The 25,367-nt window shown below is 59.9% G+C and carries 21 protein-coding genes; 4 read left to right on the top strand and 17 right to left on the bottom strand.

Translation table 11 applies throughout. From position 1 onward, the window contains the following. Positions 1 to 24: 24 nt before the first annotated feature. Positions 25 to 1,065 (top strand): patatin-like phospholipase family protein, encoded by a 1,041-nt coding sequence (locus tag ACP7A4_RS04860; RefSeq protein WP_059764318.1) that lies wholly within the window; start codon positions 25 to 27, stop codon positions 1,063 to 1,065. Here ACP7A4_RS04860 and ACP7A4_RS04855 read toward each other — a convergent pair. The 8 genes from ACP7A4_RS04855 to ACP7A4_RS04820 all read right to left on the bottom strand — a co-directional run bounded on the left by ACP7A4_RS04855 (position 1,062) and on the right by ACP7A4_RS04820 (position 10,846). Continuing rightward, complete coding sequence (locus tag ACP7A4_RS04855) at positions 1,062 to 1,751, bottom strand: response regulator (RefSeq protein ID WP_426245776.1); 690 nt, start codon at positions 1,749 to 1,751, stop codon at positions 1,062 to 1,064. The genes ACP7A4_RS04860 and ACP7A4_RS04855 overlap by 4 nt on opposite strands. A 36-nt stretch (positions 1,752 to 1,787) precedes the next feature. Next, the gene (locus tag ACP7A4_RS04850; RefSeq protein WP_426245774.1) at positions 1,788 to 4,454 is read right to left on the bottom strand and encodes a DUF4118 domain-containing protein; all 2,667 of its coding nucleotides are present in this window, start codon (positions 4,452 to 4,454) and stop codon (positions 1,788 to 1,790) included. 80 nt (positions 4,455 to 4,534) lie between these two features. Then, positions 4,535 to 5,086 (bottom strand): potassium-transporting ATPase subunit KdpC, encoded by a 552-nt coding sequence (gene kdpC, locus ACP7A4_RS04845; protein ID WP_203302681.1) that lies wholly within the window; start codon positions 5,084 to 5,086, stop codon positions 4,535 to 4,537. A gap of 18 nt (positions 5,087 to 5,104) precedes the next feature. Then, positions 5,105 to 7,177: a potassium-transporting ATPase subunit KdpB gene (gene kdpB / locus ACP7A4_RS04840; protein WP_426245772.1), complete on the bottom strand. Its 2,073-nt coding sequence runs from the start codon at positions 7,175 to 7,177 to the stop codon at positions 5,105 to 5,107. 10 nt (positions 7,178 to 7,187) lie between these two features. Further along, complete coding sequence (kdpA, locus tag ACP7A4_RS04835; RefSeq protein WP_426245770.1) at positions 7,188 to 8,882, bottom strand: potassium-transporting ATPase subunit KdpA; 1,695 nt, start codon at positions 8,880 to 8,882, stop codon at positions 7,188 to 7,190. Positions 8,883 to 8,890: 8 nt separating this feature from the next. Then, the gene (kdpF, locus tag ACP7A4_RS04830; RefSeq protein ID WP_003446770.1) at positions 8,891 to 8,980 is read right to left on the bottom strand and encodes a K(+)-transporting ATPase subunit F; all 90 of its coding nucleotides are present in this window, start codon (positions 8,978 to 8,980) and stop codon (positions 8,891 to 8,893) included. 156 nt (positions 8,981 to 9,136) lie between these two features. Continuing rightward, positions 9,137 to 10,369 carry a hypothetical protein gene (locus ACP7A4_RS04825; protein WP_426245767.1) on the bottom strand — a complete coding sequence of 411 codons (1,233 nt, stop codon included), beginning with the start codon at positions 10,367 to 10,369 and terminating at the stop codon, positions 9,137 to 9,139. 27 nt (positions 10,370 to 10,396) lie between these two features. Beyond that, positions 10,397 to 10,846: a YcgN family cysteine cluster protein gene (locus tag ACP7A4_RS04820; protein WP_048365204.1), complete on the bottom strand. Its 450-nt coding sequence runs from the start codon at positions 10,844 to 10,846 to the stop codon at positions 10,397 to 10,399. Positions 10,847 to 10,999: 153 nt separating this feature from the next. On the opposite strand from ACP7A4_RS04820, the gene ACP7A4_RS04815 reads away from it, so the two are divergent. Beyond that, the gene (locus ACP7A4_RS04815; protein WP_059764331.1) at positions 11,000 to 11,593 is read left to right on the top strand and encodes a nitroreductase family protein; all 594 of its coding nucleotides are present in this window, start codon (positions 11,000 to 11,002) and stop codon (positions 11,591 to 11,593) included. A 145-nt stretch (positions 11,594 to 11,738) separates the two neighbouring features. Here ACP7A4_RS04815 and ACP7A4_RS04810 read toward each other — a convergent pair whose 3' ends face one another. The 3 genes from ACP7A4_RS04810 to rnd form a co-directional block, all read right to left on the bottom strand. Then, on the bottom strand, positions 11,739 to 12,671 hold the full coding sequence (locus ACP7A4_RS04810; RefSeq protein ID WP_426245765.1) for a D-2-hydroxyacid dehydrogenase: 933 nt from the start codon (positions 12,669 to 12,671) through the stop codon (positions 11,739 to 11,741). 125 nt (positions 12,672 to 12,796) lie between these two features. After that, entirely contained in the window at positions 12,797 to 13,090 is a 294-nt protein-coding gene (locus ACP7A4_RS04805; RefSeq protein WP_426245763.1) for a YcgL domain-containing protein, read from the bottom strand. After that, the gene (rnd, locus tag ACP7A4_RS04800) at positions 13,087 to 14,220 is read right to left on the bottom strand and encodes a ribonuclease D (RefSeq protein ID WP_048365200.1); all 1,134 of its coding nucleotides are present in this window, start codon (positions 14,218 to 14,220) and stop codon (positions 13,087 to 13,089) included. Before rnd ends, ACP7A4_RS04805 begins: the two co-directional genes overlap by 4 nt. A 292-nt stretch (positions 14,221 to 14,512) precedes the next feature. Between rnd and ampC the strand changes: the two genes are divergently transcribed. Beyond that, complete coding sequence (ampC, locus tag ACP7A4_RS04795) at positions 14,513 to 15,673, top strand: class C beta-lactamase (protein WP_426245761.1); 1,161 nt, start codon at positions 14,513 to 14,515, stop codon at positions 15,671 to 15,673. Here ampC and ACP7A4_RS04790 read toward each other — a convergent pair. Both ACP7A4_RS04790 and ACP7A4_RS04785 read right to left on the bottom strand, forming a co-directional pair. Next, on the bottom strand, positions 15,670 to 16,305 hold the full coding sequence (locus ACP7A4_RS04790; RefSeq protein WP_059764346.1) for a class I SAM-dependent methyltransferase: 636 nt from the start codon (positions 16,303 to 16,305) through the stop codon (positions 15,670 to 15,672). The two genes, ampC and ACP7A4_RS04790, sit on opposite strands and share 4 nt — an antisense overlap. Positions 16,306 to 16,451: 146 nt before the next feature. Further along, on the bottom strand, positions 16,452 to 17,759 hold the full coding sequence (locus ACP7A4_RS04785) for a glutamine synthetase family protein (RefSeq protein ID WP_426245903.1): 1,308 nt from the start codon (positions 17,757 to 17,759) through the stop codon (positions 16,452 to 16,454). A 1,454-nt stretch (positions 17,760 to 19,213) separates the two neighbouring features. Here ACP7A4_RS04785 and poxB point away from each other — a divergent pair. Further along, positions 19,214 to 20,935: a ubiquinone-dependent pyruvate dehydrogenase gene (poxB, locus tag ACP7A4_RS04780; protein WP_426245759.1), complete on the top strand. Its 1,722-nt coding sequence runs from the start codon at positions 19,214 to 19,216 to the stop codon at positions 20,933 to 20,935. Between the two features lie 64 nt (positions 20,936 to 20,999). Here the strand turns inward: poxB and ACP7A4_RS04775 are convergent, their stop codons facing one another. The 4 genes from ACP7A4_RS04775 to ACP7A4_RS04760 all read right to left on the bottom strand — a co-directional run bounded on the left by ACP7A4_RS04775 (position 21,000) and on the right by ACP7A4_RS04760 (position 25,359). Continuing rightward, a complete protein-coding gene (locus tag ACP7A4_RS04775) occupies positions 21,000 to 22,448 on the bottom strand; it encodes a c-type cytochrome (RefSeq protein WP_426245757.1) in 1,449 nt (482 codons plus the stop codon). Between the two features lie 2 nt (positions 22,449 to 22,450). Next, positions 22,451 to 24,040, bottom strand: coding sequence for a GMC family oxidoreductase (locus ACP7A4_RS04770; RefSeq protein ID WP_203302671.1), 1,590 nt, complete (start codon positions 24,038 to 24,040; stop codon positions 22,451 to 22,453). 14 nt (positions 24,041 to 24,054) lie between these two features. Then, entirely contained in the window at positions 24,055 to 24,591 is a 537-nt protein-coding gene (locus ACP7A4_RS04765; RefSeq protein WP_426245754.1) for a sugar dehydrogenase complex small subunit, read from the bottom strand. 342 nt (positions 24,592 to 24,933) lie between these two features. After that, positions 24,934 to 25,359 (bottom strand): hypothetical protein, encoded by a 426-nt coding sequence (locus tag ACP7A4_RS04760; protein WP_059761422.1) that lies wholly within the window; start codon positions 25,357 to 25,359, stop codon positions 24,934 to 24,936. Positions 25,360 to 25,367: the final 8 nt, after the last annotated feature.

Genomic DNA, 25,367 nt, shown 5'->3' with positions numbered 1-25,367 from the left:
GCCTGTCTGACGAAGGATCGTGTCATGAAAAAGCGCATTGCATTAGTGCTCGGCTCTGGCGGTGCCAGAGGTTACGCGCACATTGGCGTCATTGAAGAACTCGAACGCCGTGGTTACGACATTGCCTGCATTGCCGGGTGCTCGATGGGGGCCGTGGTAGGCGGCATTTACGCGGCCGGCAAGCTTGACCTGTACCGGGACTGGATTCAAAGCCTGGACTATCTCGATGTGTTACGGCTGGTGGACGTGAGCTTTCGACTCGGCGCCATTCGCGGCGAAAAGGTGTTCGGGCAAATTCGCAATATCGTGGGCGAAATCAACATCGAAGATTTGCGCATTCCCTACACCGCCGTGGCCACCGACCTGACGCACCAGCAAGAAATCTGGTTTCAGGAAGGCTGTCTGCATCAGGCCATGCGCGCCTCAGCCGCCATCCCGAGCCTGTTTACCCCGGTCATGCAGGGCAATCGCATGCTGGTCGACGGCGGCCTGCTCAATCCGCTGCCTATCGTGCCAGTGGTGTCCAGCCATTGCGATCTGATCATCGCCGTCAACTTGAACTCAACCAGCCAAAACAGCTACCAACTGCCGGTGATTCAACGCCCGCCCGCCTTCAAAAGCCGCTTTGACACCCTGATGAATTCACTCGGCTCGCACATGCCGTTTCGCAACAAACATGCCAGTGACCTGCTGGAGCTGGAGCAGGTCATGCTCAAGCCGCTGCCCGACAGAGCGCCCAACCCGTGGGTTGAATCGACCCGCCCCGGGGCGCAACAACCGGCGGCTGCGCCCACTCAAGAAGGTGCGCCCAAGTCCGCGTCCGGGTCTTTTATCATCGACAACGTAGGGCCTGCGTCACTGTTGGACTTGATCAACCAGAGTTTCGAGGTGATGCAGACGTCGCTGGCGCAGTACAAGATCGCCGGTTACCCGCCCGACATTTTGATTAACGTACCCAAGCGTGTGTGCCGCTTTTTCGAGTTCTACAAAGCCCCCGAGCTGATCGCTTTGGGCCGTGAAATTGCCCGAGACACCCTGGACCGTTACGAAAGCGAGGAACACTAAGTGTCCAGCAGGCGATAACCCACGCCGGGTTCGGTCACGATAAACCGCGGGCAGGTCGGATCGTCCATCAGCTTTTGTCGCAGATGGCCCACAACAATGCGCAGGTAATGGCTGTTTTCGACGTGGGTCGGCCCCCAAATGTCCTTGAGCAATTGCTGTTGGGTGATCACGCGCCCAGGGTGGCGCGCCAATTGCGCCAGTACCGCGTATTCCTTGCGGGTCAGCGCGACTTCCACGCCCTCCAGCAACACCCGGCGAAAGGCCAGGTCTACCGTCAAAGGCCCGACCTCCACGCCAGCCTCTTGCACCTCGCCACTGGGCGCCTGACGCAGCAACGCCCGCACCCGCGCCAGGAACTCCTGAATCCCGAAGGGCTTGGTCACGTAATCATTGGCCCCGCCATCGAGCGCCTCGACCTTTTGCGCTTCGCTGGCCCGCACCGACAGCACCAACACCGGCACCCCCGACCACTGGCGCACCTCATGCAATACCTGCTGTCCGTCCATGTCAGGCAGACCCAGGTCCAGCACCAGCAGGTCTGGCTGGTGCAATGCGGCCTGGCTCAAGCCCTCGGCCCCGGTGGCGGCTTCCAGCACCTGATACCCCTGAGACACCAGGCTGATACGCAAGAACTTGCGGATCTGCGGTTCGTCGTCGATCACCAAAACAGTCGTGGGCTGGCTCATGGCAGTTGATCACCGTGCAAAGAGGGGCGAAGGATATCAGTGTTCACCGCTGGCCTCTTCGCGTTCTGGCTGCGGCTGTTCAGGCAGCGGCAAATGCAACGTGATGCAAGTGCCGCGACCCTCGACACCCTCAGCCACGCTGATGCGTCCGCCGTGGGCGCCCACCATGCCCTGACAAATCGCCAGCCCAAGCCCCGTGCCCTGCCCGCCCCGATCCCCGCGGGCGGCGGTGTAAAACATGTCGAAAATTTTCGCCCGGTCTTCTTCCGGAATGCCCGGTCCCTGATCGCTTACCGCAAACCACAATTCCCGCTCATCAGCCCCGGCCACCAGTTGCAGCACCCCGTGCGGGGGCGAGAAGCGTGCGGCGTTTTCCAGCACATTGACCAGCGCCTGCTCGATCAATGCGGCGTGGATGTGCAGCAACGGCAGGTGCGCGGCCACATCAACCTGCACCTGCAACGGCGCCAGCACGGCGCGCAGACGATTCAGAGCACTGCCAACGATGTCTGCCGGCGACACCCAGTCGCGGGCCAGCTTCAAGGCACCGTGGCCCAGACGGGTCATGTCCAGCAGGTTTTGGATGTAGCGGTCCAGCCGCTCGGCCTCGTCGCGGGTGCCTTCAAGCAACTCGCGCCGGTCCGCCAGCGCAATTACTTCGCCCAGCGCCAGCAAGGTGTCGATGCTGCCGCGCATGGTGGTCAGCGGCGTGCGCAAATCATGGGACACCGACGCCAGCAACGCGCTGCGCAACTGTTCGGTTTCACCGTGCAGACGCGCCGCCTCCAGATCCTCAGCCAATTGCGCACGCGCCAGTGCCTGCGCCAGCGGTTGGCTGAGCGCCATCAGCAAACGCCGACGTTGACCACTCAGCGTCTGGCCTTCTTTGGGGCTGACACCCAACAAGGCCAGCGGGCCATCATCGACAGTCAACGGCCACCACCACCAGCGCCCCATCGGTAACGTGCCGGTGCCTTTGCCAGCTGGCTGTTCGTGGGTCCAGGCCCAGTCTGCGGCAGCGCGCTCGGCTTCATTGAAGGTCAGAGGGCCGCCGGTTTCGACCATCCAGCCGCCGTTGCCATCGCGATTGAGCAAGCACAGGTTGAGTTCTTGCCAGCCGCTCAAGTGCTGGGCCGCGGCGCTAACCACCGCCTTGCGGTCGGTGGCTGCCGTCAGTTTGCGCGACAGGTCGAGCAACTCTGTGGTCTCTTGTTGCGTCTCGCGCAACGCCTGCAACTGGCGCCGCTGGCGAGCGGCCAGGTTCCCGGTCAAGGCCGCCATCAACAGGAAGAACACCAGCGTCAGCACATCCTCTTCGCGCTGGATGCTGAGCGAGAAGTTGGGCGGGATGAACAAAAAGTCATACGCCAGAAAAGACAGCGCCGCACACGCCAGCGCCGGGCCCAGGCTACTGCGCACGGCCACCAGCAGCACAGCCGCCAAAAACACCATCGAGATGTTCGGCAACGCCAATACGCTGGACACGCCCCAGGCCAACGCACTGGCCAATACCGTGGCCAGCAGGGCCAACCCATAATCAAACCACGCCCATGAGTAGGTACGCCGTCGGGAGGGGGTGTCCGGGGTTGGCTCGTTGTCGAGCACGTTGATTTCAAGGCCGTGGGCATCGCGCAGCAAGCGTGAGGCCAAACCGCCGCCAAACAGCTTGCGCCGCCAGGACGGCCGCGACTGCCCCACCAACAGCAAACTTGCGCGCCGTTCGCCCGCGTGCTGGATCAGGGTTTTGGCCACTTCACCGGCGCGCAATAACACCACTTCACCGCCCAGCCGCTCGGCCAACTGCTGCGCGCTTTGCAGACGCAGGCGCGATTGCTCATCACGGGCGCTGCCGTTGTCAACGTGCACCAGGCTCCACGGCAGATGACGGCGTTCCGCGACCCGGCTGGCGTGACGCACCAACCGTTCGGCCTGCACATCGCCATCGATGCCCACCAACAAACGCCCACGCAAGGCCGGGGCAGCCTGGCCCAGTTGGCGATAGCCTTTGTCCAGCTCATCATCGACGTACACCGCCGCGGTCTGCATCGCCAGTTCACGCAGGGCGTTGAGGTTGGTCTGGGTGAAAAAGGCGTCAATGGCCGCGCGCGCTTGCTCGGGTACGTACACCTTGCCGTCGCGCAGTCGCTCCAGCAGCTCGCGCGGCGGCAGGTCGATCAGCAACAGTTCGTAGGCTTCCTGCACGATCCAGTCGGGCAGGGTTTCGCGCACCTGCACCCCGGTGATACCGCGCACCTGATCATTGAGGCTTTCCAGATGCTGGACGTTGACCGTGGTGTACACGTCAATCCCGGCGGCCAATAACTCTTGTACGTCTTGCCAGCGTTTGGCGTGGCGGCTGCCGGGGGCATTGCTATGGGCCAGCTCGTCCACCAGCACCAATGAAGGTTGGGCCGCCAGCAAACCATCGAGGTCCATCTCTTCGAGCTGCACGCCACGGTACTCGGAACGCACCAGCGGTTGTTGTGGCAGGCCGTTGAGCAACGCCTGGGTTTCGGCGCGGCCGTGGGTTTCGACCACCCCGGCGAGCACTTTGACCCCTTGGCGCAGTTGCATGTGCGCCGCTTGCAGCATGGCGTAGGTTTTGCCCACGCCGGGGGCCGCGCCCAAAAACACCTTGAGCCGACCACGTCCCGCCCGTGGCAAATCAGCTAACAACGCATCGGCGCGACCGGAATCTGTCATGTCTATACCTATTCAAATGAAGAGCCTCGCAGGCTGCGAGCTTTCGATCTTAAAAGCTCGCAGCCTGCGGGTTGGGTGTTTCAGTGTTTCAGCTGCGCCAGCGCCAGGTTCAGGTTCAGTACGTTGACCACTGGCGGCCCTACCAGCGGCTGCTCGATATGCGCCTGCAACAGTTGCTCAACTGTTTGCACGGGCAAGCCACGGGCCGCCGCCACACGGGCCAGTTGATAGCGTATTGCGGCGGGTGGCAAGTGCGGGTCCAAACCACTGGCCGACGTGGTGAGCATCGCCAATGGCACCGGGCCTTGTTCGGCCACTGCCAACTCGGCGGCACTGTCCTTGATCCGCGTCGCCAGCGCCGGGTTGCTCGGTGCCAGGTTACTCGCGGCACTCGACACCGTGGCATACGCCCCGGCCGAAGGGCGTGAGTGAAACCACGCGTCGCCGGTGAACGCCTGCGCGATCAGCCCGGAGCCGCGAACGTTGCCCTCTGCATCGCGCACCAGGCTGCCGTTGGCCTGCTCGGGAAAGGCCAGTTGCGCAATCCCGGTCACGGTCAGTGGGTAGATCACGCCCGTAATTGCAATCATCAACACCATCAGGCTCAGGGCCGGACGTAAAAGAGTAGCCATGACACGTTCCTCCACGGGTTAAACCAAATGCAGCGCGGTGAGCAGCATGTCGATCAGTTTGATGCCCACAAACGGCACCACCAGACCACCCAGGCCATAGATCAGCAGGTTGCGTCGCAGCAATTGCGCTGCACTGGCCGCCTGCACCCGTACGCCGCGCAAGGCCAACGGAATGAGCACCACGATGATCAGCGCGTTGAACACAATCGCCGACAGGATCGCGCTCTGCGGGCTGTTGAGGTGCATCACGTTGAGTACACCCAACTGCGGGTAAATCGTGGCAAAGAGCGCGGGCAGTATTGCGAAGTATTTGGCCACATCGTTGGCGATGGAAAACGTGGTCAGCGCGCCCCGTGTCACCAACAACTCTTTACCGATCTGCACCACGTCCAGCAGTTTTGTCGGATCGCTGTCGAGGTCGACCATGTTTGCCGCCTCGCGCGCGGCCTGGGTGCCGTCATTCATCGCCATGCCGACGTCGGCTTGCGCCAGGGCCGGGGCGTCGTTGGCACCGTCACCGCACATGGCCACCAGCCGACCGTCGTTTTGCTCCTGACGAATGCGCGCCAGTTTTTTCTCGGGCGTGGCTTCGGCCAACACGTCGTCCACCCCGGCTTCAGCGGCAATCGCTGCGGCCGTCAGCGGGTTATCGCCAGTGACCATCACCGTACGAATCCCCAGTTTGCGCAGCTCGGCGAAACGCTCGCGAATGCCGGGTTTGACCACGTCTTTGAGATGAATCGCGCCCAGCAGTTTGCCTTGCACGCACACCAGCAACGGGGTGCCGCCGCTCTGGGCGATCTTGTCGATTTCCCGCGACAGGGCGGGCAACACTTCGCCGCGCTTGAGGCCGACAAACGCCAGCACCGAATCCACCGCACCTTTGCGATACACCTGAGCGTTGCAGTCAACCCCCGACAAGCGTTTTTCAGCGGTGAACGGCACCGCTGTAATGTCGCGGGCATCGGGTTCGGGCAGCGCATGGTGACCACGGATGAACTCGACGATGGATTTACCTTCCGCCGTGTCGTCCGCCAGCGAGGCCAGCAGTGCGCCCTGCGCCAGTTCAATCGCCGTCACGCCGGGGGCGGCGTAAAGCGCGGTGCAGCGCCGGTTGCCGAAGGTAATGGTGCCAGTCTTGTCCAGCATCAGCACATGCACGTCACCTGCGGCCTCAACGGCGCGCCCGGACTTGGCAATCACGTTCAGACGCACCAGGCGGTCCATACCGGCGATGCCGATGGCCGAAAGCAAGCCACCAATGGTGGTCGGGATCAGGGTTACCAGCAGCGCCACCAGAAACACCAGCGGCAGGCTGCCACCGGCAAAGTAGGCAAAGGGCTGCAAGGTCACGACCACAATCAGAAAGATCAGGGTCAAACCGATCAGCAAGATATCCAGCGCCACTTCGTTAGGGGTTTTCTGGCGCTTGGCGCCCTCCACCAGTGCGATCATGCGGTCCAGTGTCGACTCGCCGGGGTTGGCACTGATGCGTACCAGCAGCCAGTCCGAGACCAGGCGAGTATTACCCGTGACCGCCGAACGATCACCGCCCGATTCACGAATCACCGGCGCCGATTCACCGGTAATCGCCGCTTCGTTGACGGCGGCAATGCCTTCGATGACTTCACCATCACATGGGATCATCTCCCCCGCTTCGACCCGCACCACATCCCCTTTGCGCAAGCGGGTGGCGGGCACCACTTCATAGCTGCCATTGGCAGTGCGACGGCGTGCACTCAAGCCCACACTGCCGGCCTTCAAACTGTCGGCGCGGGCTTTGCCCCGGCCTTCGGCCAAGGCTTCGGCGAAGTTGGCGAACAACACGGTGAACCACAGCCACACGGCGATTTGCAACGCCACGCCGGTGGGTACGGCCGGGTCCGGCAGCAAGCACAACATCGTGGTGAACACGGCGGTCAGTTCGACCACCAGCATCACTGGCGAGCGCTTGAGCTGACGCGGGTCGAGCTTGACGAACGCTTGCAGCAACGCAGGGCGCCACAGGTCGGCAAACGCGGTTTTAGGTGATTGCGGCGCCTGGGTATCAGGCGCTGGCGTCAGCTGTTTAACAGGAGCAGGCAGGTTCATCATCGTTTCCTCACAAGCCCAGTGTCAGTTGTTCAGCGACAGGGCCCAGGGCCAGCGTCGGTAAAAAGGTCAAGCCGCCCACCAGAAAAATGGTCATGGTCAGCAACACCACAAACAGCGGGCCGTGGGTGGGGAAGCTGTCCTGGCCCACGGGGGCGGTTTTTTTCATCGCCAGACTGCCCGCCAGCGCCAGCACCGGCAGGATGTAACCGAAGCGCCCAATCAACATGCCCAAGCCCAGCATCAGGTTGTAAAACGGTGTGTTGGCGTTCAACCCGGCGAAGGCCGAGCCGTTGTTGGCGCTGGCCGAGGTGAAGGCGTACAGCACCTGACTGAAGCCATGAGGGCCGGGGTTACTCACCGACGCCGCGGCACTCGGCACACTGGTCGCAATCGCGGCCATCACCAACACACCCACCGGCATCACCAGCAACGTGACCACCAGCAATTGCACCTCTTTGGCCTGCAACTTTTTGCCCAGGTATTCGGGTGTGCGGCCAATCATCAGGCCCGCCAGAAACACCGCGATCAGCACGTTGAGCAACATGCCGTAAAGGCCTGCACCCACCCCGCCAAAGATCACTTCGCCGACCATCATGTTGACCAGCGCCACCATGCCGCTCAGCGGGTTGAGGCTGTCATGCATGCCATTGACCGAGCCGTTGGAGGCCGCGGTGGTGGTTTCGGTCCACAACACCGTGGCGGTGGTGCCAAAACGCACTTCTTTGCCTTCCAGTGGCGCAGTGCGCTCAACCAGCGGACTGTTCAGCGCCGGGTTGGGTTGATTTTCGGCATACAGCGCAGTGCCTCCGCCGATCAAAAACAACGCCAGCATGCAGGCGATGATCGCGCGGCTTTGACGCAGATCCTTAACGTAATGGCCGAAGGTGAACACCAGCGCCACCGGGATCAAAATGATCGACGCCACTTCAAACAGGTTGCTCCAGGCGGTCGGGTTCTCGAACGGATGCGCCGAGTTCACCCCGAAGAAGCCACCCCCGTTAGTGCCCAACTGCTTGATCGCAATCTGGCTGGCAGCCGGGCCCAGCGGGATCACTTGGTCCACGCCCTGCATCGTCACGGCATGCACATAATGGGCGAAGGTTTGCGGCACGCCCTGCCACACCAGCAACAGCGCCAGCACCAGGCACAGTGGCAACAGGCCGTAGAGCGTGGCCCGGGTCATGTCCACCCAGAAGTTGCCCAGCGTCTGCGCCGAGCGACGACTGATACCCCGGCATAACGCGACCAACACCGCCAAACCGGTGGCGGCGCTGACGAAGTTCTGCACGGTCAGCCCGGCCATCTGGCTGAAATAACTCAGGCTCGCTTCACCGCTGTAGCTCTGCCAGTTGGTGTTGGTGACAAAACTCACCGCGGTGTTAAACGCCTGCGTCCACTCCTGACCCGGCAACTGCTGCGGGTTGAGCGGCAAATACTGCTGAAACAGCAAAATGCTGAACAGCAGCACAAAGCCTGCGAGGTTGAACGCCAACAGGGCCAAGGTGTATTTCTGCCAGCTTTGCTCAACACCCGGCTCAACCCCGGCGAGGCGATAACAGACCTTCTCAACCGGCCCCAATACCGGCGTGAGCCAGGTACGCTGGCCTTCCATGACCTTGTAATAAAAGCGTCCCAGCCACGGGGCCGGGAGCAACACCAGCGCAAAAAAAGCCAGAATCAGCCCATAGTCATAACTGTGCATACCCGCTCCTAGTTCCGATCTGCGCGCAACAGCGCAACCAGCAGATAAACGAACAACCCCACCGCCAACAGCAGCGACACCCCATCGAGAACGCCCATGCAAACTCTCCCCAAAACGGCGATTGCCGCGTAGGGGGAAAGTGTGGGGTTCAAGGGTGTAAAGGATCGAGATCGAGGGGCAAGCCAGGGCGTAAAGAAGGCGTAAAGAAACAGGGGCAGACCGTAACCGCCAGCGGCTACGGGTAGGGGGTTAGATCAACGCAACAGGGGCGTATCGAGCACGTCGCTGGCACCGCCGAGCACGCTTTCGCTCAACTGAATAAATGACGCCGTGTTGACCGTGTCCATGCGCATCAACGCCTGGCTCACATCATCGAGCGAACGCTTGCTGTGGGTGTGTACCCGGATTTCGCGGTCCAGCGCCTGCAACAGCGTGACCGCGCGCGCCACGATGGCCGGGCTGGTTTGCGGGCCGCGCAGACGCGTCACGCTTTTACCCGCCGCATTGAGCTTGTGCTGCAAAGTTTGATAGCGCTCATCACTCATGCCACCCGCACGACGCATCAGTTCGATGGCGTAGTATTCGTTCAGTCCTTCACTGAGCCAGGCATGACCGGCCTCAGCATTGAGCCCGCTGAACAGTTGCACCACTTCGCGCAACAGCGGGCTGGTGCCCGACTCGCTGACCATCGGCATGGCACTGCTCAGGTAAATCGAATGACGATCGGCGCTGGCGCCCTTCCACATCGGGCTGCCTGCGCCGACGATCAGTAATTTGGGCGGATTACGCGGGAACACCGCTTGCACCTGCGGCCAGACGAAGGTCAGCAAGGTGAGCACATCCATGCGCCGCATCCCCTGCCCTTGCGGCGCGGCGACGGTGACCTCGGTTTCACCCAGCGTGGTGCGACGGCTCCCCAGCGTACCGGCCAGCATCCAGCCAGTGGGGCGGTCAAACAGGCGCGACACATCATCAATACGGAAGCGGTTTTTACCAATCCGCGGCCAGGCGGTTTCGACACTTTTCCAGCCCTTGGGCAACTCGAATTCAAGGCGTGACACCAACTCGGTGCCGTCCTGTTGATCGAGACTGGCCGGCGGTACCAATTGCTCGCCCCGAAACAACGCCCACTTGGGCGTGATGTCGGTGTCGAAACTGCCGTTTTTGAACGCATGGCTCAGGCGCACACGGTAGGTCAGGCTCGACGGGCCTGACCCGGGATGCCACACCCCGCGACTGTGTTGCGCGTCAGGGGACAGCTGCCACTGCCCGTCGGCCTTGAAATCGCTGTAGCTGCCCGGCGCACCCAGGTCGAAATCCAGGCTGCGCACGGCTGAACCGTCCGCCAGGGTGAGCCGCACCTGAGCCTGACCGGTGTCAGGCTCAAATTGCACGTGATAATCCAGGTCCACTTTTTTGGCAGCCCACGACGGCGTGCCGAGCAATGCAATCAGCAGCCCCAGGGTCAATCGGTAACGCAGCGGCATACACACTCCTTGCGACCGCTCCGGCATTTAACCGGCGCGAAAAATCAGATGATCTTCCCAATCGTCTTCCGGCACGCTGCCCTCGGCGAGCATGCGCCCCGATTGCGAGATGCGTTCGTGATGCACCGCATCCCGGTCACCACAGACCAAGTGATGCCACAACGGCAAATCCTTGCGCTCGCTGACCAGTCGGTAGCCACAGGTAGGCGGCAACCATTTGAACTCTTCAGCCTGGCCCGGCGACAGTTGAATGCAGTCCGGGACCGAATCACGGCGCTTGGGGTAATCGGTGCACTGGCAGGTTTTCAGATCGAGCAGTTTGCAGGCAATGCGCGTGTAGTAGACGCTGTTGTCGTCTTCATCTTCGAGCTTTTGCAAGCAGCACAGGCCGCAGCCGTCGCACAGCGACTCCCATTCCTCTTGATCAAGTTGATCGAGGGTTTTGCGGATCCAGAACGGTTCAACTTTTGCGGCCATGGCTCAAACATCAACATCGGGCAGTGGAAAAGGCCGCCAGTCTAGTGCCCAAGGCCCCGCGGGCCAAGGGCTTGTCGTCAGACTTGTCACACAGATGGCATAACAGTAGCTTTACGCCTACGCTCAATCGCGAAAACAACTCAGGTAACGAGAATGACTGCTAATACCCGCATTGCCGATCACGCCATTCATGAGCAATTTACCCAGCGTTGGTCGCCCCGCGCCTTCACCGATGCCACCCTCGACAAACCCACGTTGATGAGCTTCTTTGAAGCCGCTCGCTGGGCACCTTCGGCCTATAACTCGCAACCGTGGCGCTTTCTGTTTGCCTTGCGTGGCACCCCAGACTTTGACCGCTACCTGAGCCTGCTGGTCGAGTTCAACCAGGGTTGGGCCAAACATGCCGCCGCCCTGGTGGTGATTGTGTCAAAAACAACGTTTGCCGCGCCGGGCACCACCGAAGAAAAACCCTCGCCGACCAATGCATTCGACACAGGCGCTGCCTGGGGCCATTTGGCGCTACAAGCTCACTTGAGCGGCTGGCACACCCACGGCATGAGCGGTCTGGATTACGAGCGCGCCCGCCAGGAACTGAAAATCCCGGAAGGCTATGCCGTGCAAGCGATGGTGGCAATTGGCAAGCTGGGCGATAAAGCGACGCTGGTCGATTACCTGCAAGCCAAAGAAGTACCGAGCCAGCGTGAACCGCTGAGCACGTTGGTGGCCGAAGGCGATTTCAGCCTGTAAGCCAAGCAAAGCGTCTAGTCGCCGCCCAGCTACACGAGGCGGCGACAAGACGCCAAGCGAACTCGGTGCGCGTGACGCACCGGGTCAATAGGTTTGCGACGTATCCCGCCCATCGCAGCCTCGCGTCGCTCGGTAGCGACTACCGTTAATAGCCGCGGTCGAAATCCACTTCGCCACGCATCGGCTGCCCCGCTTGAAACGCCCGCAGGTTATCGACAAACAGTTGCACCATCATCGGCGGCGAGGTGGGCGCCGAGCTGTGGCCGGTCAGCAACAACCCCCAGGCTGTCCAGAACGGGTGTTTGGCCGGCAACGGCTCCTGACGGCAGACGTCAATCACCGCCGCCGCCAAGTGGCCCACGCGCAACGCCTCGACCAGGTCCGCATCCACCACCGCCACGCCACGGCCGACGTTGATAAACACCCCGTTCGGGTTGAACTGCGCAAACAGCTCGGCATCGTACAGGTCATGGGTGTCCGCCGTGTTGGGCAGCAGGTTCACCACGTAATCCATGCCCCCGACCAAACGCGGCAAGTCGCTCAGAACCCCGACTTCCTTGAACGGCGCTTGTTCACGGGCCGTACTGGCAATGGCATACAGCTCCACGCCAAACGGTTGCAGAAATTGCGCCACGGTCTGGCCAATGTCACCGGCGCCGACGATCAGCACCTTGCGCCCGACCAGGCTCTGCCCCATGCGGTTGTCCCACTTGCGCTCAACCTGGCTGACCAGCCGCGCCATGACTTCGCGCTCATGGCCCAGCATGTAGGTGAGCACATATTCGGCCATGACCTGACCGAAAATGCCCACGGCGCGGGTCAGCCGGTAATCACGTTGCAAACCGCTGGCCAGCAGCGGCGTAATGCCCGCCCAGGTCGATTGCAACCACTGCGGCCGATGTCCCTGACGCATCAGCGTGGCCAACAGATCAGGCTGACCCAGCCATATCGGGCAATCAGCAGCCAGACGCGACAAGTGCGCAGAGTCGCCACTGCTGAGCACCTCCAGATCAGGCGCTGCCTGTTGCAGAAGTCGGGTGTACAGAGGGTGGTCGTGTTCGGCAATCAGAACGCGCATGTTCTTAACCTTTTAAAACGCTGCCAGCGTCCGCCGTCGAGGTTTCACTCGTCGAATTCGGCCACCGCCAATCAATTTGAGTCCATTCAGGGCAGGTGCCCCATGCCGGGCACCTGATGGCGCACTTACATCGGGTCGTTGCGGCGCAACAACTCTTCGGGCAAGTGCTCGATGTATTCGTCTTCAGCTGGCGGCATTTGCAGGTGATAACCCTGTTTATCCAGGTTTTCCAGCACCACGACGATGTCTTCCCGCGACAACGTGCGCTCGGGGGTGAGCACCAGGTCAAACGCGTGAATGGCTTTGCCAAACGCGGCCATCAACTGCTCAGGCACGCGTTCAAGGGCATCGGCCTTAAGCACGTACAAATACATGCCTTCGCGCTTGGTGCTGCGATAGATAGAGCAAATACGTTTCAAGACGGTTCTCCAGCGGTGGCCAGGCTATCGAGCAATGCCTGACCCATCAGCTCACGGCGCCAGCCGCGCAGTGAGTCGGGTAATTGATAAGGCCCATTGGGAAAGCCGCTTTTCACCAGCGCTTCCAGGGTTTTCTTGCGCAGCATGAGCTCGGGGGCCATGTTCAGTTGCTCGGCGTAGACCTGACCGATTGCACGCAGGCGCTTGATCAATGCCGCCGCCTCTACCGGTAACGGCTCAGGGACTGCGGCGGGCCATTGCTCGGGCGGTACGCTGCCCGCACGTTTAATCAAGTCCAGCAAGAACTCGCCATCCTGGCGCACAGTGCGCGGGTGCATGTCTTCTATGCGCGCCAGCGACACCAAATTGTCGGGCTGGGTTTTGGCCAATGGCCACAACGCATGCTCACGCACAATGCGGTTACGCGGCAGATCGCGAGCACGGGCTTCACGCTCGCGCCAGGCACAGATCTCACGCAGCACGGCCAACTGATCGCGCGACAGCTTCCACGCCAGCTTGGCGTCACGGTAAACCTCGTACGGGTCCACTTCGCGGCGCAAGTTGGCCACCAGTTCAGCGCCGTCTTCCAACACCCATGCGTATTTTTCATCCGACAGGCGCGGGCGCAACAGCACGTAAACCTCAGCCAGGTGCAGCGCATCTTCGGCGGCGTAGCTGATCTGGGTTTCGGACAACGGGCGTTGCAGCCAGTCCGAACGGGTCTCGCCCTTGGGCAGGTCGAGGTCGAGCACTTCTTTGACCAAGCGCGAGTAACCCATGGAGAAACCCAGGTTCAGATACGCGGCGGCCAGTTGGGTATCAAACAGCGGCGCGGGCAAACTGCCGGTCAAGCGCAACAAGACCTCAAGGTCTTCGCTGCATGCGTGCAACACTTTGACCACGGCCGGGTTTTCAAGCAAGGCGGCCAACGGCTGCCAATTGTCGATGGTCAGCGGGTCAATCAGGTACGCCCGCGTACCGTCGCCAATCTGAATCAGGCCGGCAATGGGGTAAAAAGTGTCGACCCGCATAAATTCGGTGTCGAGGGCGACGAACGGCAAATGTTGCCATTGGGCGCAATGTTGGCCGAGGCTATCGTTGTCGCGAATCCAGTGAATATCGATGGCCACACGGCTCTCCCTTGAAGAATGGCGCGCAGTATATATCGGCATCGGGGATTTCCGGCGATTGGCGCACAAACTTGTCGACGAAATTACCTACGCAATTTCGAGCGATAACTTTCATCACTTTTTGGCTTTTATTGTGTAGTTTGCGCGTGCACATGCGTCAAAACCCCCTGAACTCATCATGAAGACGCTCGCTGGCGACATCACACTCATGCAGGTATGAAACATGAGGTGACAAGGCGGCCCGCCTTTGACTCAACCCCGCCACCGCTCACAGAACACGAGGATGCCCTGTATGCGTAAGCCGTTTGAATTTTTTGCCATTGCGCTCCTGATAACGGGCCTGAGTACGGGTGCAAACGTGGCGAGAGCAGAAGACTCCACCGCAAAAATCGATGCCGTCGTACACAAGAACGCCGCCCAGGTCATGCAGCAATACAACGTGCCTGGACTGGCCATTGCAGTCAGCGTTAATGGCAAAACGCATTTCTACAACCTTGGTCTCGCCTCAAAGGCCACTCAAGCCCCCGTCACCTCCGATACGTTGTTTGAAGTTGGCTCCATCAGCAAAGTGTTTACCGCCACCCTGGCCACTTACGCGCAAGCCAATGGCCAACTGTCACTCAACGACCCCGTCAGCACCTACCTGCCTGAGTTCCAAAACACGCCCTTCGGCAATGTGCCCCTCATGCACTTGGCCACTCACACCGGGGGCGGCTTCCCGTTGCAAGTGCCCGATGCGGTGCAAAACGATGCACAACTGATGGGCTATCTCAAAGCCTGGAAGCCGGAATACGTCGCGGGCAGCAAGAGAAGCTACGCCAACCCGAGCATCGGCATGCTGGGGCTGATCACCGCCAAGCGCATGAACATGCCCTATGCCCAGGCGCTGCAAGGTCAGTTGCTCCCGGCACTGGGCCTCAAACACAGCTACCTGAACATCCCGGCCAGTGAAATGCCGTTATACGCCCAGGGCTATAACAAGCAGGATGAACCCGTCAGGTTGGGGGCAGGTGTATTGGCGGATGAAGCCTACGGGGTAAAAACCACTGCCCGCGACCTCATCCATTTCGCGCAGTTGAACATGGGGCTAGGAAGCACAAGCGAGACGGTGCGACGTGCGCTGGCGGATACCCACGTGGGGTATTACCAGGTGGGGCCGATGACTCAGGATCTGGTATGGGAGCAATATCCCTACCCCGTTGAGCTCAAGGCGCTGCTCGATGGCAACTCAAACACGATGGCGTATGAAACCAATGCAGCGGTTGCGCTCACACCTGCGCAGGCACCCCAACAACAGGTGTGGATCAACAAAACCGGCTCAACCAACGGCTTTGGTGGTTACATCGCCTTCATCCCGGCCAAAAAACAGGCCGTCGTCATATTGGCCAACAAGAACTACCCAAACGCTGCACGCGTTGAGCTGGCTTACGCCCTTTTAGCGGCACTGAACTAAGCCTCTTTGCGCAGCACATAAATGCTGTTGTGCGTAAAACCCGGCAGCACCGCGTATTGCTTGAGAATACTGAAGCCCGAGTCTGAAAACTGGGCTTCAACCTCCTCTTTGCTCACCCAGATGCGTTGCTGGCCCTGAACACCGCTCACACACACCGACAGTATTAACGTGTCGCGGCTGACGCGGTGCAACTCGCGCAAAATCGCCAAACGGTGCTCATTGCTGCGCACATGGTGGAACAGTTGCATGCAAAAAATGCAATCCACCGCGTTTTCAGACATGTCGATGGAAAACACCGAGCTTTTAAACCGCTTCACACGCTTGAGCAAAGCCGCTGAATGGTGGGTCTGTGCGTGATCAAGCATGCCTTGGGATGGGTCAGCGGCCAGAATCACCCGATTGTCGCGCTCAGCCAGCACCGGCCAAAATCGCCCGGCGCCACAGGCCAGATCCAATACCAGCCCCGGCTCACCGGCCACCTTGAGCGCACGCCTGACCAAACGCCGCTCGCGCCACTGCGCCCACCGACGCACCACGCCTTGAGGGCGCACCTGCTGGCACACTTGCGCATGCTCACGGTCATAGCGTTCGGCGAACTCAAGCTCAATGGTGGACGGTGGTTGCGATGACATGGCCCGCTAACTCTTGTGTTTGATGGCATTCGACACAGAGGTTAACGGGACGTCAGTGAAAAAATTGTCAGCAAAAGATGAAAACGCTTACAGCCCTGTGCATCTCTAAAATGCAGTTGCAGCGCGGGGCTGAGCACCGCCCCCACTCACGCTTGATTCAAATACCACCGCCAGTCTTGCTCGCCCACTTCACCCATGAACTGCCGGTATTCGGCATTTTTTACCGCCAGGTACACCTTCAAAAATTCAGGCCCGAACGCTTCTTTTGCCCATGACGAACCTTCAAGCGCACGCAATGTGGTCAACCAGTCGGTTGGCAGCCTCTGTGTCGCCTGAGCGTAGCCGTTGCCCTCAATCGGTGCGCCCGGGTCGCGCTGCTCACGAATACCACGATGAATACCGGCAAGAATGGCTGCCGCCGCCAAATACGGATTGGCATCGGCACCACAAATGCGGTGCTCGATATGCCGTGAAAACGCCGGACCACCCGGCACCCGCAAGCTCACCGTGCGATTGTCCACGCCCCAGGTGGGCGCCAGCGGCGCGTAACTATTGCTCTGGAAGCGACGGTAAGAGTTGGCGTTCGGGCAAAACATCAGCAGCGAATCGAGCAAGGTACTGAGCATTCCGCCCACCGCGTGCTTGAGCAGCGGCGTACCGTCAGGCGCTTCGCTGGCAAACAGGTTATGGCCGTGCTCATCGGCCAGGCTCACGTGCATGTGCATGCCCGTGCCTGCCAAGTCATCAAACGGTTTGGCCATGAAGCAGGCCACCATCCCGTGTTTGTGCGCCACGCCTTTGACCAAGCGCTTGTAACGCACCGCTTCATCCATCGCCTGCAACGCGTCACTGCGGTGTTCAAGGGTGATTTCCACCTGGCCCGGCGCGTATTCGGAAATAGCCGTGCGGGCCGGGATACCTTGCAATTTGCAGGCACTGTACAAGTCAGCCAAAAACGGCTCGATTTGTTCCAGCTCGCGCAAACCGTACACCTGCGTGGCGCGCGGACGCTGGCCATCGGCATCGCGTGCCGGTTGCGGCCGCCCTTGGCTGTCACGCTGCTGGTCGAGCAGGTAAAACTCCAGCTCCGCGGCCATCACCGGGTAATAGCCGTCAGCCTTTAGCCCTTCAATGACCTTGACCAACAGATGACGAGGATCGGCGACCGTCGCGGGCATGCCCTGCTGCGGATGCATGCTCACTTGCACCGCAGCCATCGGAATCTGACGCCACGGCATGCGCTGCAAACTGCCCGCCAGCGGATAGGCGCGGCAATCGATGTCGCCTACATCCCACACCAGCCCGGTGTTTTCTACGTCATCGCCGTTAATGCTCAAACCCAAAATCGTACTGGGCAACGGTCGCCCGCTTTCGTACACCGCCAACAGTTCATCGCGATGCAACAACTTGCCGCGCGGCACGCCGTTGTTGTCGAGAATAAACAGCTCGAACATCTCGACATCCGGGTTCAATTGCAGGAAATCCAGAGCATCTTGCAGCGGGGCAAACAGAGGTGTGGCACTCATGGGCTTACTCGTTTAGGCGTATCAGACAGGCGCGCCGTGGCGCGAAGGATCACGATTTAACGGGAAGACGAGTATCCGGCGGGCGGGCGTGACGGCAGTGATACAGCGCCCAGAAGGCCCGTTCACAGGAGAATGCGCAAGGGTTGAGTAGCATTGAAGTACCCGACAGGCTTTGACATTCAACAGCGCTAAAGCCAAGCCTCATACCTGCAACCACTGCCGAAAAAGAGCCAGCAGCCTCACATGCTTGGCGCGGCAGTTCAATACAGCGTTTTAAATCTTTGCATGTCCAACGGCTAAACATTGCCCCCCAAGGTTTGTAGCCGCTGCCGAGGCACGAGGCTGCGAACCCGATCACCGTGCAGTCTCTGACATACAAGGTTGAATGCTCCACGACGACTCTGTCGCCGCGCGTACAGGCCTGCATTCATCACCTGTAGTCGCTGCCGAGGCACGAGGCTGCGATAGGACGCGAAGCGGTCGTAAACCCGATCTCCATGTAGTGTCTGACACACCAAGGTTGAATGCTTCACGACGACTCTGTCGCCGCGCGTAGCCTCGCGTTACTCGTCAACGCCTACAGGCCTGCATTCATCACCTGTAGTCGCTGCCGAGGCACGAGGCTGCGATCGGGCGCGAAGCGGTCGTAAACCCGATCTCCATGTAGTGTCTGACACACCAAGGTTGAATGCTTCACGACGACTCTGTCGCCGCGCGTAGCCTCGTGTTACTCGTCAACGCCTACAGGTCTGCATTCATCACATGTAGTCGCTGCCGAGGCACGAGGCTGCGATCGGGCGCGAAGCGGTCGTAAACCCGATCACCGCGCAGTGTCTGACACAACTAGATTGAATGCTTCACGACGACTCTGTCGCCGCGCGTAGCCTCGTGTTACTCGTCAACGCCTACAGGCCTGCATTCATCACATGTAGTCGCTGCCGAGGCTCGAGGCTGCGATCGGGCGCGAAGCGGTCGTAAAACCAATCACCGCGCAGTATCTGACACACCACGGTTGAAGGCTTCACGACGACTCTGTCGCCGCGCGTAGCCTCGTGTTACTCGTCAACGCCTACAGGTCCTGCATTTATCCCCTGTAGCCGAGGCACGAGGCTGCGAAGCGGCCGTATCTGCGGTGAATGTAGTGTGTATGACGTACTCCATTGAATGGCTTACGACTGCTGCGCAGCCGGACGCAGCCTTCGGCAGCTGCTACGCAGGGCATCGGCTTGACCCACCATAGAACCGCCAAGGTCTTTATGGATGAAACTCTTTTCATCGAACGGATGCGTTACCGCCAAGGTCGGATGCAGTGTCTATCCTGCTTGGGAAAAGGTTACGTACCTGTCTCAAGTTGCACACTTTCTTACTTCGAGGAGTTCCCCATGGCCCGAACGGTTGCTGATTTCATCACCGAAACCCTGCAAGAAGCTGGCGTCAAACGTGTGTTTGGCGTGGTGGGTGACTCGTTGAACGCCTTTACTGATTCATTGCGCCGTCAGGAGCAGATTGAGTGGATCCATATGCGCAACGAAGAAGCCGCCGCGTTTGCGGCAGGCGCCGAAGCGCACCTGACGGGTGAGCTGGCGGTCTGCGCCGGCAGTTGCGGCCCCGGCAACCTGCATTTGATCAACGGTCTGTTCGACGCCCATCGCAGCGGCGTGCCGGTGCTGGCGCTGGCTGCCCATATACCGAGCAGCGAAATCGGCATTGATTATTTCCAGGCCACACACCCCGAAAGCCTGTTTAAAGAGTGCAGCCATTACGTTGAGCTGGTCTCGCACCCTGAGCAATTGCCGCAGATTCTTGAGCGCGCCATGCGCATGGCCATCGCCAAGCGCGGTGTGGCGGTGGTGGTGATTCCAGGGGATGTGGCACTGCAAGCCACTGACGCCAAAGTGCCACACTGGCTGAAACCGGCCGCACCAATGATTCGCCCCGCCGATACCGAAATCGATCAGTTGGCAGCGTTTCTCAACACGGGCAAAAAAGTCACCCTGCTCTGCGGCGCCGGTTGCGCCGGGGCGCACACCGAAATCGTGGCCCTGGCCGAACGTTTGAAAGCCCCCATCGTGCACGCGCTGCGCGGCAAGGAGCACGTCGAATACGACAACCCATACGACGTGGGCATGACCGGTTTGATCGGTTTTGCGTCTGGTTATAAAGCCATGATGAATTGCGACACGCTGTTGATGCTGGGAACGAACTTTCCCTATCGCCAGTTTTATCCCGAGCACGGCAACATTGCGCAAATCGACTTGCGCGCCGAAGCCTTGGGCAATCGCTGCCCATTACAACTGGGACTGATCGGTGACGTGAAGCTGACCTTGCAGGCGGTGCTGCCCGGCGTGGCCCAGAACCCCGACAGCAAACACCTGGAGGCTGCCCTCAACGACTACAAAAAGTCCCGCGAGGACCTCGATGCGTTGGCCGAAAGCGGCCCGAACAGCGATATCATTCACCCGCAATACCTCAATCGACTGGTCAGCGAGCTGGCAGCAGAAGACGCGATTTTCACCTGTGACGTGGGCACGCCGACTGCGTGGGCCGCACGCTACCTGAAAATGAACGGCAAACGCCGTCTGGTCGGCTCGTTCAACCACGGTTCAATGGCCAACGCCATGCTGCAAGCGATTGGCGCACAAGCGGCCTTCCCTCATCGACAAGTAATTTCCATGTCGGGAGATGGCGGTTTCACCATGATGATGGGCGACTTTCTGACACTCAATCAGGTGGGCTTGCCGGTCAAAGTCATTGTGCTCAACAACGGCACGCTGGGTTTTGTCGAGATGGAGATGAAGGCTGCGGGTTTCCCTGACGTAGGCTGTGACCTTAAAAACCCCAGTTTTGCAGCGATGGCCCAGGCAATGGGGGTCAAGGGCATACGCGTCGAACATCCGTCTGAACTGGAAGCCGCCTTGCGCGAAGCTTTCAGCCACGACGGCCCGGTGCTGGTGGACGTGGTCAGTGCGCGCCAGGAACTGGTGATGCCGCCGACCAAGACCTTCGAGCAGGCCAAAGGATTCAGCCTGTTTATGCTCAAAACCGTGATGGACGGCCGGGCACGCGAGTTGATCGATCTGGCCAAGGTCAATCTGTGGCGTTGAGTGTATCTGGCGTATAAAAAAACCCTTGGGTCATGCCCCAAGGGTTTGGTTTGAGCGCTCTGTATTAGCGTGAATGAAAGCGCCGATTCAGGGCGTTTTTCTTCTCCAGGATTTCACGCTCGCGCTTGCGTTTAACCCGTGCCAGCACCCACCAACACACCATTGCCACGCCCAGCACACCGCCCAGCCACAGCACATAAGGCATGGCCGTGACCAACAAGGGCACGTCGCCGCCACGTCGCAGTTGAGCAACCTCTTGTTCGCTGACGTTGAGCGCGGGATTGCCGAAACGTTGCAGGCTGTAATTGGCGATCGCCGCAATCTGCTGATCATTCAAATCACCGCCCAACGCGGGCATGTTGACCTCAAGGTCGGCCCCTTTGCGGCTAATGCCTTCAATGATGGCCATGACCAGATTGTTCGGCTGGCCGCCGGTCAGTGCAGTGTTTTGGCTCAACGAAGGGTAAAACGCGTCCGCTGTGCCTTGTCCGTCACGGCCGTGGCAGCTGGCGCAGGCGGCGTTGTACAGGCGTGCGCCGTCCGTTTCAGAGGCATTGGCCAACGAAGCCTGATCACCCTGCCCGACTTCCAGTGTGGTCATGTCCACAGGCACGACCGTGCGTGGAGCACTGAGCACCGGGTGTGCACTGGCAATCGCCGGCACGGTTTTCAGGTAGCTCGCCATCGCGTGCAAATCGCCATCGCTCAAAAAGCGCAGGCTGTTTTCTACCGCTTCCGCCATGCCCCCGGCCGCTTGCGCTTTGTTGGTGACATGACCGTTTTTCAGGAAGCCCGCCAGCTCATCATTGCTCCAGCTGCCAATGCCCGAGGCTTGATCGGAGGTGATGTTGGGCGCTACCCAACCGCCCAGCGCAGCACCTGCCAAATAGCGGCTGCTGTCTTCTGCCATAAACGCGTTGCGCGGCGTGTGGCAAGCGCCGCAGTGGCCCAGCGTGTCGACCAGGTATTGCCCGCGCTTGAGCGGCTCGTCAGCATCGGTCGGCAACGTCGCACTCGACGCATCAAGGAACAACAGGTTCCAGCCAAACATTAACGCGCGCACATTGAACGGGAACGCCAGTTCGGTAGCGGGCACCGCCTTGTCGACCGGTTTCACACCTTGCTGCAAATACACATACAAGGCGTGAATGTCCGCATCGCTCATGCCTTGATACGCGGTATAGGGCATGGCCGGGTATAGGTGCTGACCTTTGGCATTGATGCCTTTGCGCAACGCGTCAGCCAATTGCTGCTCGGTGTAGTCGCCAATGCCGTGGGTCTTGGAGGGCGTGATGTTGCTGCTGATGATGCGGCCCATAGGCGAATCAATCGCATAACCGCCCGAAAAGAGCGCACCGCCCTGCTCAACCGTGCGGTGACAGGCGCCGCAGTCAGCCGCACGCGCCACATATTCGCCCTGTTTGATCAGCGCGGCGTTGTCTTGACTGGCCATCGCGCTCAGCGACACCACAAAAGCGGCAAGCGGCAGCAGACGTAAGGTCTTCAGGTTCATGCTCAGACCTCCCGCGCAATGATGTCGGCCAGGCGTAGGCTCAGCGCAACGCCCGTCAGGGTCGGGTTAATGGTGCCCGAGGCCGGAATCACTCCGGTGGTGGCCAAAAACAGATTGGGATGGTCGAAGGTGCGGCATTCGTGGTTAACCACCGAATCTTGGGCATCACTGCCCATGATCACGGTGCCCATCAGGTGGTCGCGATTCTGCCAGCCCGTGTTGTCTTCGACGACCGTGCCGCCCATGACCTTCACGAAGTCGGCGTAGTCCGCGTCGACCCCAGGCTTGGCGGCTTTGACGTAATCACCCACCTCGTAATTGACCACCAACATCGGGATGCCCAGTGCATCTTTGCGCGTGGTACTCGCACGCACGGTGTTGCTGGCCAGCGGCAAGGTTTCATACACGGTCGACACATCTACCCAGCGAGCAGCGTCATGACGAATACGTTCATCCAGCTCCTTGCCGAAGATGCCTTGTTCGATTAAACGCCCGGCCACGGCCATGTTGGGCACATTGTTGGCAAACGCATGCTTGACCGATGCCCGTTCTTTGCGGAACTCGCCATCACGGCGATTGAAGATACCGCCCTGCTGCACGGCACCACGCCCCGGCCACACGGGTTCATCGGCCAGAAATTGCAGCCCCTGGCCGGTGTGGTCCATCAGGTTGCGTCCTACTTGATCCGACGAATTGGCCACGTCCGAAATCAACAGCAGCTTGGGGGTTTCCAGGCCATTGGCGGCCACCACGAAATACTTTGCGCTCAGGCGCACATCATCGCCATTGGAGGAGCGGTAATGCACCGCGACAATTTTGCTGTCTGCACCTTTTTCCAACTTATACGCCGTGGCGTCAGTCAGCAGCTTGGCACCTGCTTGCACAGCATGTTTGGCGTGGACATCGCCGCTGTACATCGCACCAATGGGGCACACCGGCATGCAGTTGTTATTGCCGCTGCACGCCGGGCGACTGTCATAAGGCGTGGTCGCACGGCCGTTTGGCTCATGCAAAAACACATAACCGGCAGGCGCCAACCGTGCGCGCAGGCGCTGGAACAGGTAGGTGTCGCCCTCAGGCGGCATCGGATAAGGCGTGGACCGCGGCGGGAATGCGCCGCCGTTGTGGCCACTCTGGTCCTGCGTGTCGCTGCCGCACACGCCCAGCGCCACTTCAGCCCGGGCGTAATAAGGTTCCAGCTCGCTGTATTCCATTGGCCAATCACGGCCCACGCCATACAGGCTGTTGAGCTTCATGTCGTTGGGCAGATAGCGCCAGCAGGCCGCAGCCCAATGCCAGGTCGTACCGCCCACCAGCTTCAACATGCCGGGACGAAACTCGAACGAACCTATGTTCTCGATGTACTGCTCGTCGTAGGAATGACGCGCCCACGGCTCGTTCGGGTACGGCGAGTTGTAATTGCTTTTGTTCGATGAGTTACGAAAGTTCTCGACGATTTTCCAGCGGGGAATGTGCTCACCCGCCTCCAGAATAATCACCGACTTGCCCTGTTTGGCCAATTCAAAAGCCGCGTTGCTGCCCAAGGCTCCGGACCCAACAACAATGACATCAGCATCAAAGACCTGACTCATGGGTACCCCTTGTATTAATCGTTGGCGACGGTAGACGGCGGGTTAACCCAATAGTTGGTATGCCCCCGCGAATAGGTCGGAATCACAGTGGCATCCAGCGTCGGCGTATAGGCCAGCGCACCGGTGAATGTCACCAGCTCGGTGTCGTCTACCGCCCTTAGGCTGACAGGGGTGCCGGTGTAACCCAGGTACCAGGCACGTACGATCTTTTGCACGGTGTCTTTGTGAACCGGGTCTTGATAGATCGGACTGCTGCGCAGCAGCCCCGCATGGCTCAAGCCTTGTTGCTGAATCTGGCCCCACAGCGATTTCATCTTGTCGGCAAAGGCCGGGTCAGCTTCGGTGCAACGGGCGAGCACACGTTGCGCAAGGCTTGCATCAAGCGACTCGCGTTCAGTGAGGAACAATGAAAGCTGGAGCAGTTGCTCTGCATCCGTCGTGGCCGCCTGGCTGACTTGCTGTGCCAGAGCCGCACCGATCCATGAAGAGGTGAGAAGACCGACACCCGTTAAGGTGGCGCCCGTGGACAATAACGTTCTGCGCGATATCACATAAATCTCCTTGACCGCCAAGCATCACATACGTGCCCAATGGCAGGCATCTCGACCTTGAACTAATCAGGTTGTTACAAAAAATGTATGAAACATCCTACAGTGCTTTGCTCACCTATTCATGAAAGTTGCCCTCCCTCACGCCTTTCAACCTTTCACACAGCCACTCAATACGAAACATTATTATTTGACGCCACTGTTTCACGCTGCGCTTAAACGCAAACAGCCCACCAAAGTGGACTGTTTGATTCGCTGGCTGTTGCTCCGATGCGCGAAGCAAAAGCGCGTGCAGTGCGTTGTTACTTCTCTGCCCCGGCACTGTGCAAACCGAGGCATTGAAGGTTAACGAATACTACGAATATTGCCTTTGTTGCCTTTAACCGTCACAGACACTTTTTTGAACACGACATAGCTTTGTTCGCTGACTTCGTAACGCGGGGCAATGATCAGGTCAGCGCCGGAGCTTTTCACTGCCTTATAGGCGGCTGCCGATTTAACCGCGCTCACAGGATCGAGAGCGCCGCCCAGGCCACCGCCAGTGCTGCCACCGTACTCAACGCCATCGGCAAATTCACTGTCACCACCAAACTTGAAAATGCCGAACAGTACATTCACCGAAGACTGGCCAGTGATGGTCTCACCGACAGCGACATCCGCCTTCAGGTCAGCTTTGACCACGCTGTCGATAGGCGACGATGGCTGGCTGGCGTTGTAGCTCACACAACCGCCAGAGAGTGCTATGGCCACGGACAATGCTGCAAATTTCATCAACTTGT

The sequence above is a fragment of the Pseudomonas sp. TWR3-1-1 genome (assembly GCF_049896545.1).
In the GTDB taxonomy this organism is placed as follows: domain Bacteria; phylum Pseudomonadota; class Gammaproteobacteria; order Pseudomonadales; family Pseudomonadaceae; genus Aquipseudomonas; species Aquipseudomonas weihenstephanensis.
Note: the sequence above shows the minus strand (reverse complement) of the source record. Positions and strands in the feature narration are given on the sequence as shown.

What these genes read in the sequence shown, in the direction of transcription:
- ACP7A4_RS04860 (WP_059764318.1), top strand. Translation starts at nt 25, where the DNA reads ATGAAAAAGCGCATTGCATTAGTGCTCGGCTCTGGCGGTGCCAGAGGT.
- ACP7A4_RS04855 (WP_426245776.1), bottom strand. Translation starts at nt 1,751, where the DNA reads ATGAGCCAGCCCACGACTGTTTTGGTGATCGACGACGAACCGCAGATC.
- ACP7A4_RS04850 (WP_426245774.1), bottom strand. Translation starts at nt 4,454, where the DNA reads ATGACAGATTCCGGTCGCGCCGATGCGTTGTTAGCTGATTTGCCACGG.
- kdpC (WP_203302681.1), bottom strand. Translation starts at nt 5,086, where the DNA reads ATGGCTACTCTTTTACGTCCGGCCCTGAGCCTGATGGTGTTGATGATT.
- kdpB (WP_426245772.1), bottom strand. Translation starts at nt 7,177, where the DNA reads ATGAACCTGCCTGCTCCTGTTAAACAGCTGACGCCAGCGCCTGATACC.
- kdpA (WP_426245770.1), bottom strand. Translation starts at nt 8,882, where the DNA reads ATGCACAGTTATGACTATGGGCTGATTCTGGCTTTTTTTGCGCTGGTG.
- kdpF (WP_003446770.1), bottom strand. Translation starts at nt 8,980, where the DNA reads ATGGGCGTTCTCGATGGGGTGTCGCTGCTGTTGGCGGTGGGGTTGTTC.
- ACP7A4_RS04825 (WP_426245767.1), bottom strand. Translation starts at nt 10,369, where the DNA reads ATGCCGCTGCGTTACCGATTGACCCTGGGGCTGCTGATTGCATTGCTC.
- ACP7A4_RS04820 (WP_048365204.1), bottom strand. Translation starts at nt 10,846, where the DNA reads ATGGCCGCAAAAGTTGAACCGTTCTGGATCCGCAAAACCCTCGATCAA.
- ACP7A4_RS04815 (WP_059764331.1), top strand. Translation starts at nt 11,000, where the DNA reads ATGACTGCTAATACCCGCATTGCCGATCACGCCATTCATGAGCAATTT.
- ACP7A4_RS04810 (WP_426245765.1), bottom strand. Translation starts at nt 12,671, where the DNA reads ATGCGCGTTCTGATTGCCGAACACGACCACCCTCTGTACACCCGACTT.
- ampC (WP_426245761.1), top strand. Translation starts at nt 14,513, where the DNA reads ATGCGTAAGCCGTTTGAATTTTTTGCCATTGCGCTCCTGATAACGGGC.
- ACP7A4_RS04790 (WP_059764346.1), bottom strand. Translation starts at nt 16,305, where the DNA reads ATGTCATCGCAACCACCGTCCACCATTGAGCTTGAGTTCGCCGAACGC.
- ACP7A4_RS04785 (WP_426245903.1), bottom strand. Translation starts at nt 17,759, where the DNA reads ATGTTCGAGCTGTTTATTCTCGACAACAACGGCGTGCCGCGCGGCAAG.
- poxB (WP_426245759.1), top strand. Translation starts at nt 19,214, where the DNA reads ATGGCCCGAACGGTTGCTGATTTCATCACCGAAACCCTGCAAGAAGCT.
- ACP7A4_RS04775 (WP_426245757.1), bottom strand. Translation starts at nt 22,448, where the DNA reads ATGAACCTGAAGACCTTACGTCTGCTGCCGCTTGCCGCTTTTGTGGTG.
- ACP7A4_RS04770 (WP_203302671.1), bottom strand. Translation starts at nt 24,040, where the DNA reads ATGAGTCAGGTCTTTGATGCTGATGTCATTGTTGTTGGGTCCGGAGCC.
- ACP7A4_RS04760 (WP_059761422.1), bottom strand. Translation starts at nt 25,359, where the DNA reads ATGAAATTTGCAGCATTGTCCGTGGCCATAGCACTCTCTGGCGGTTGT.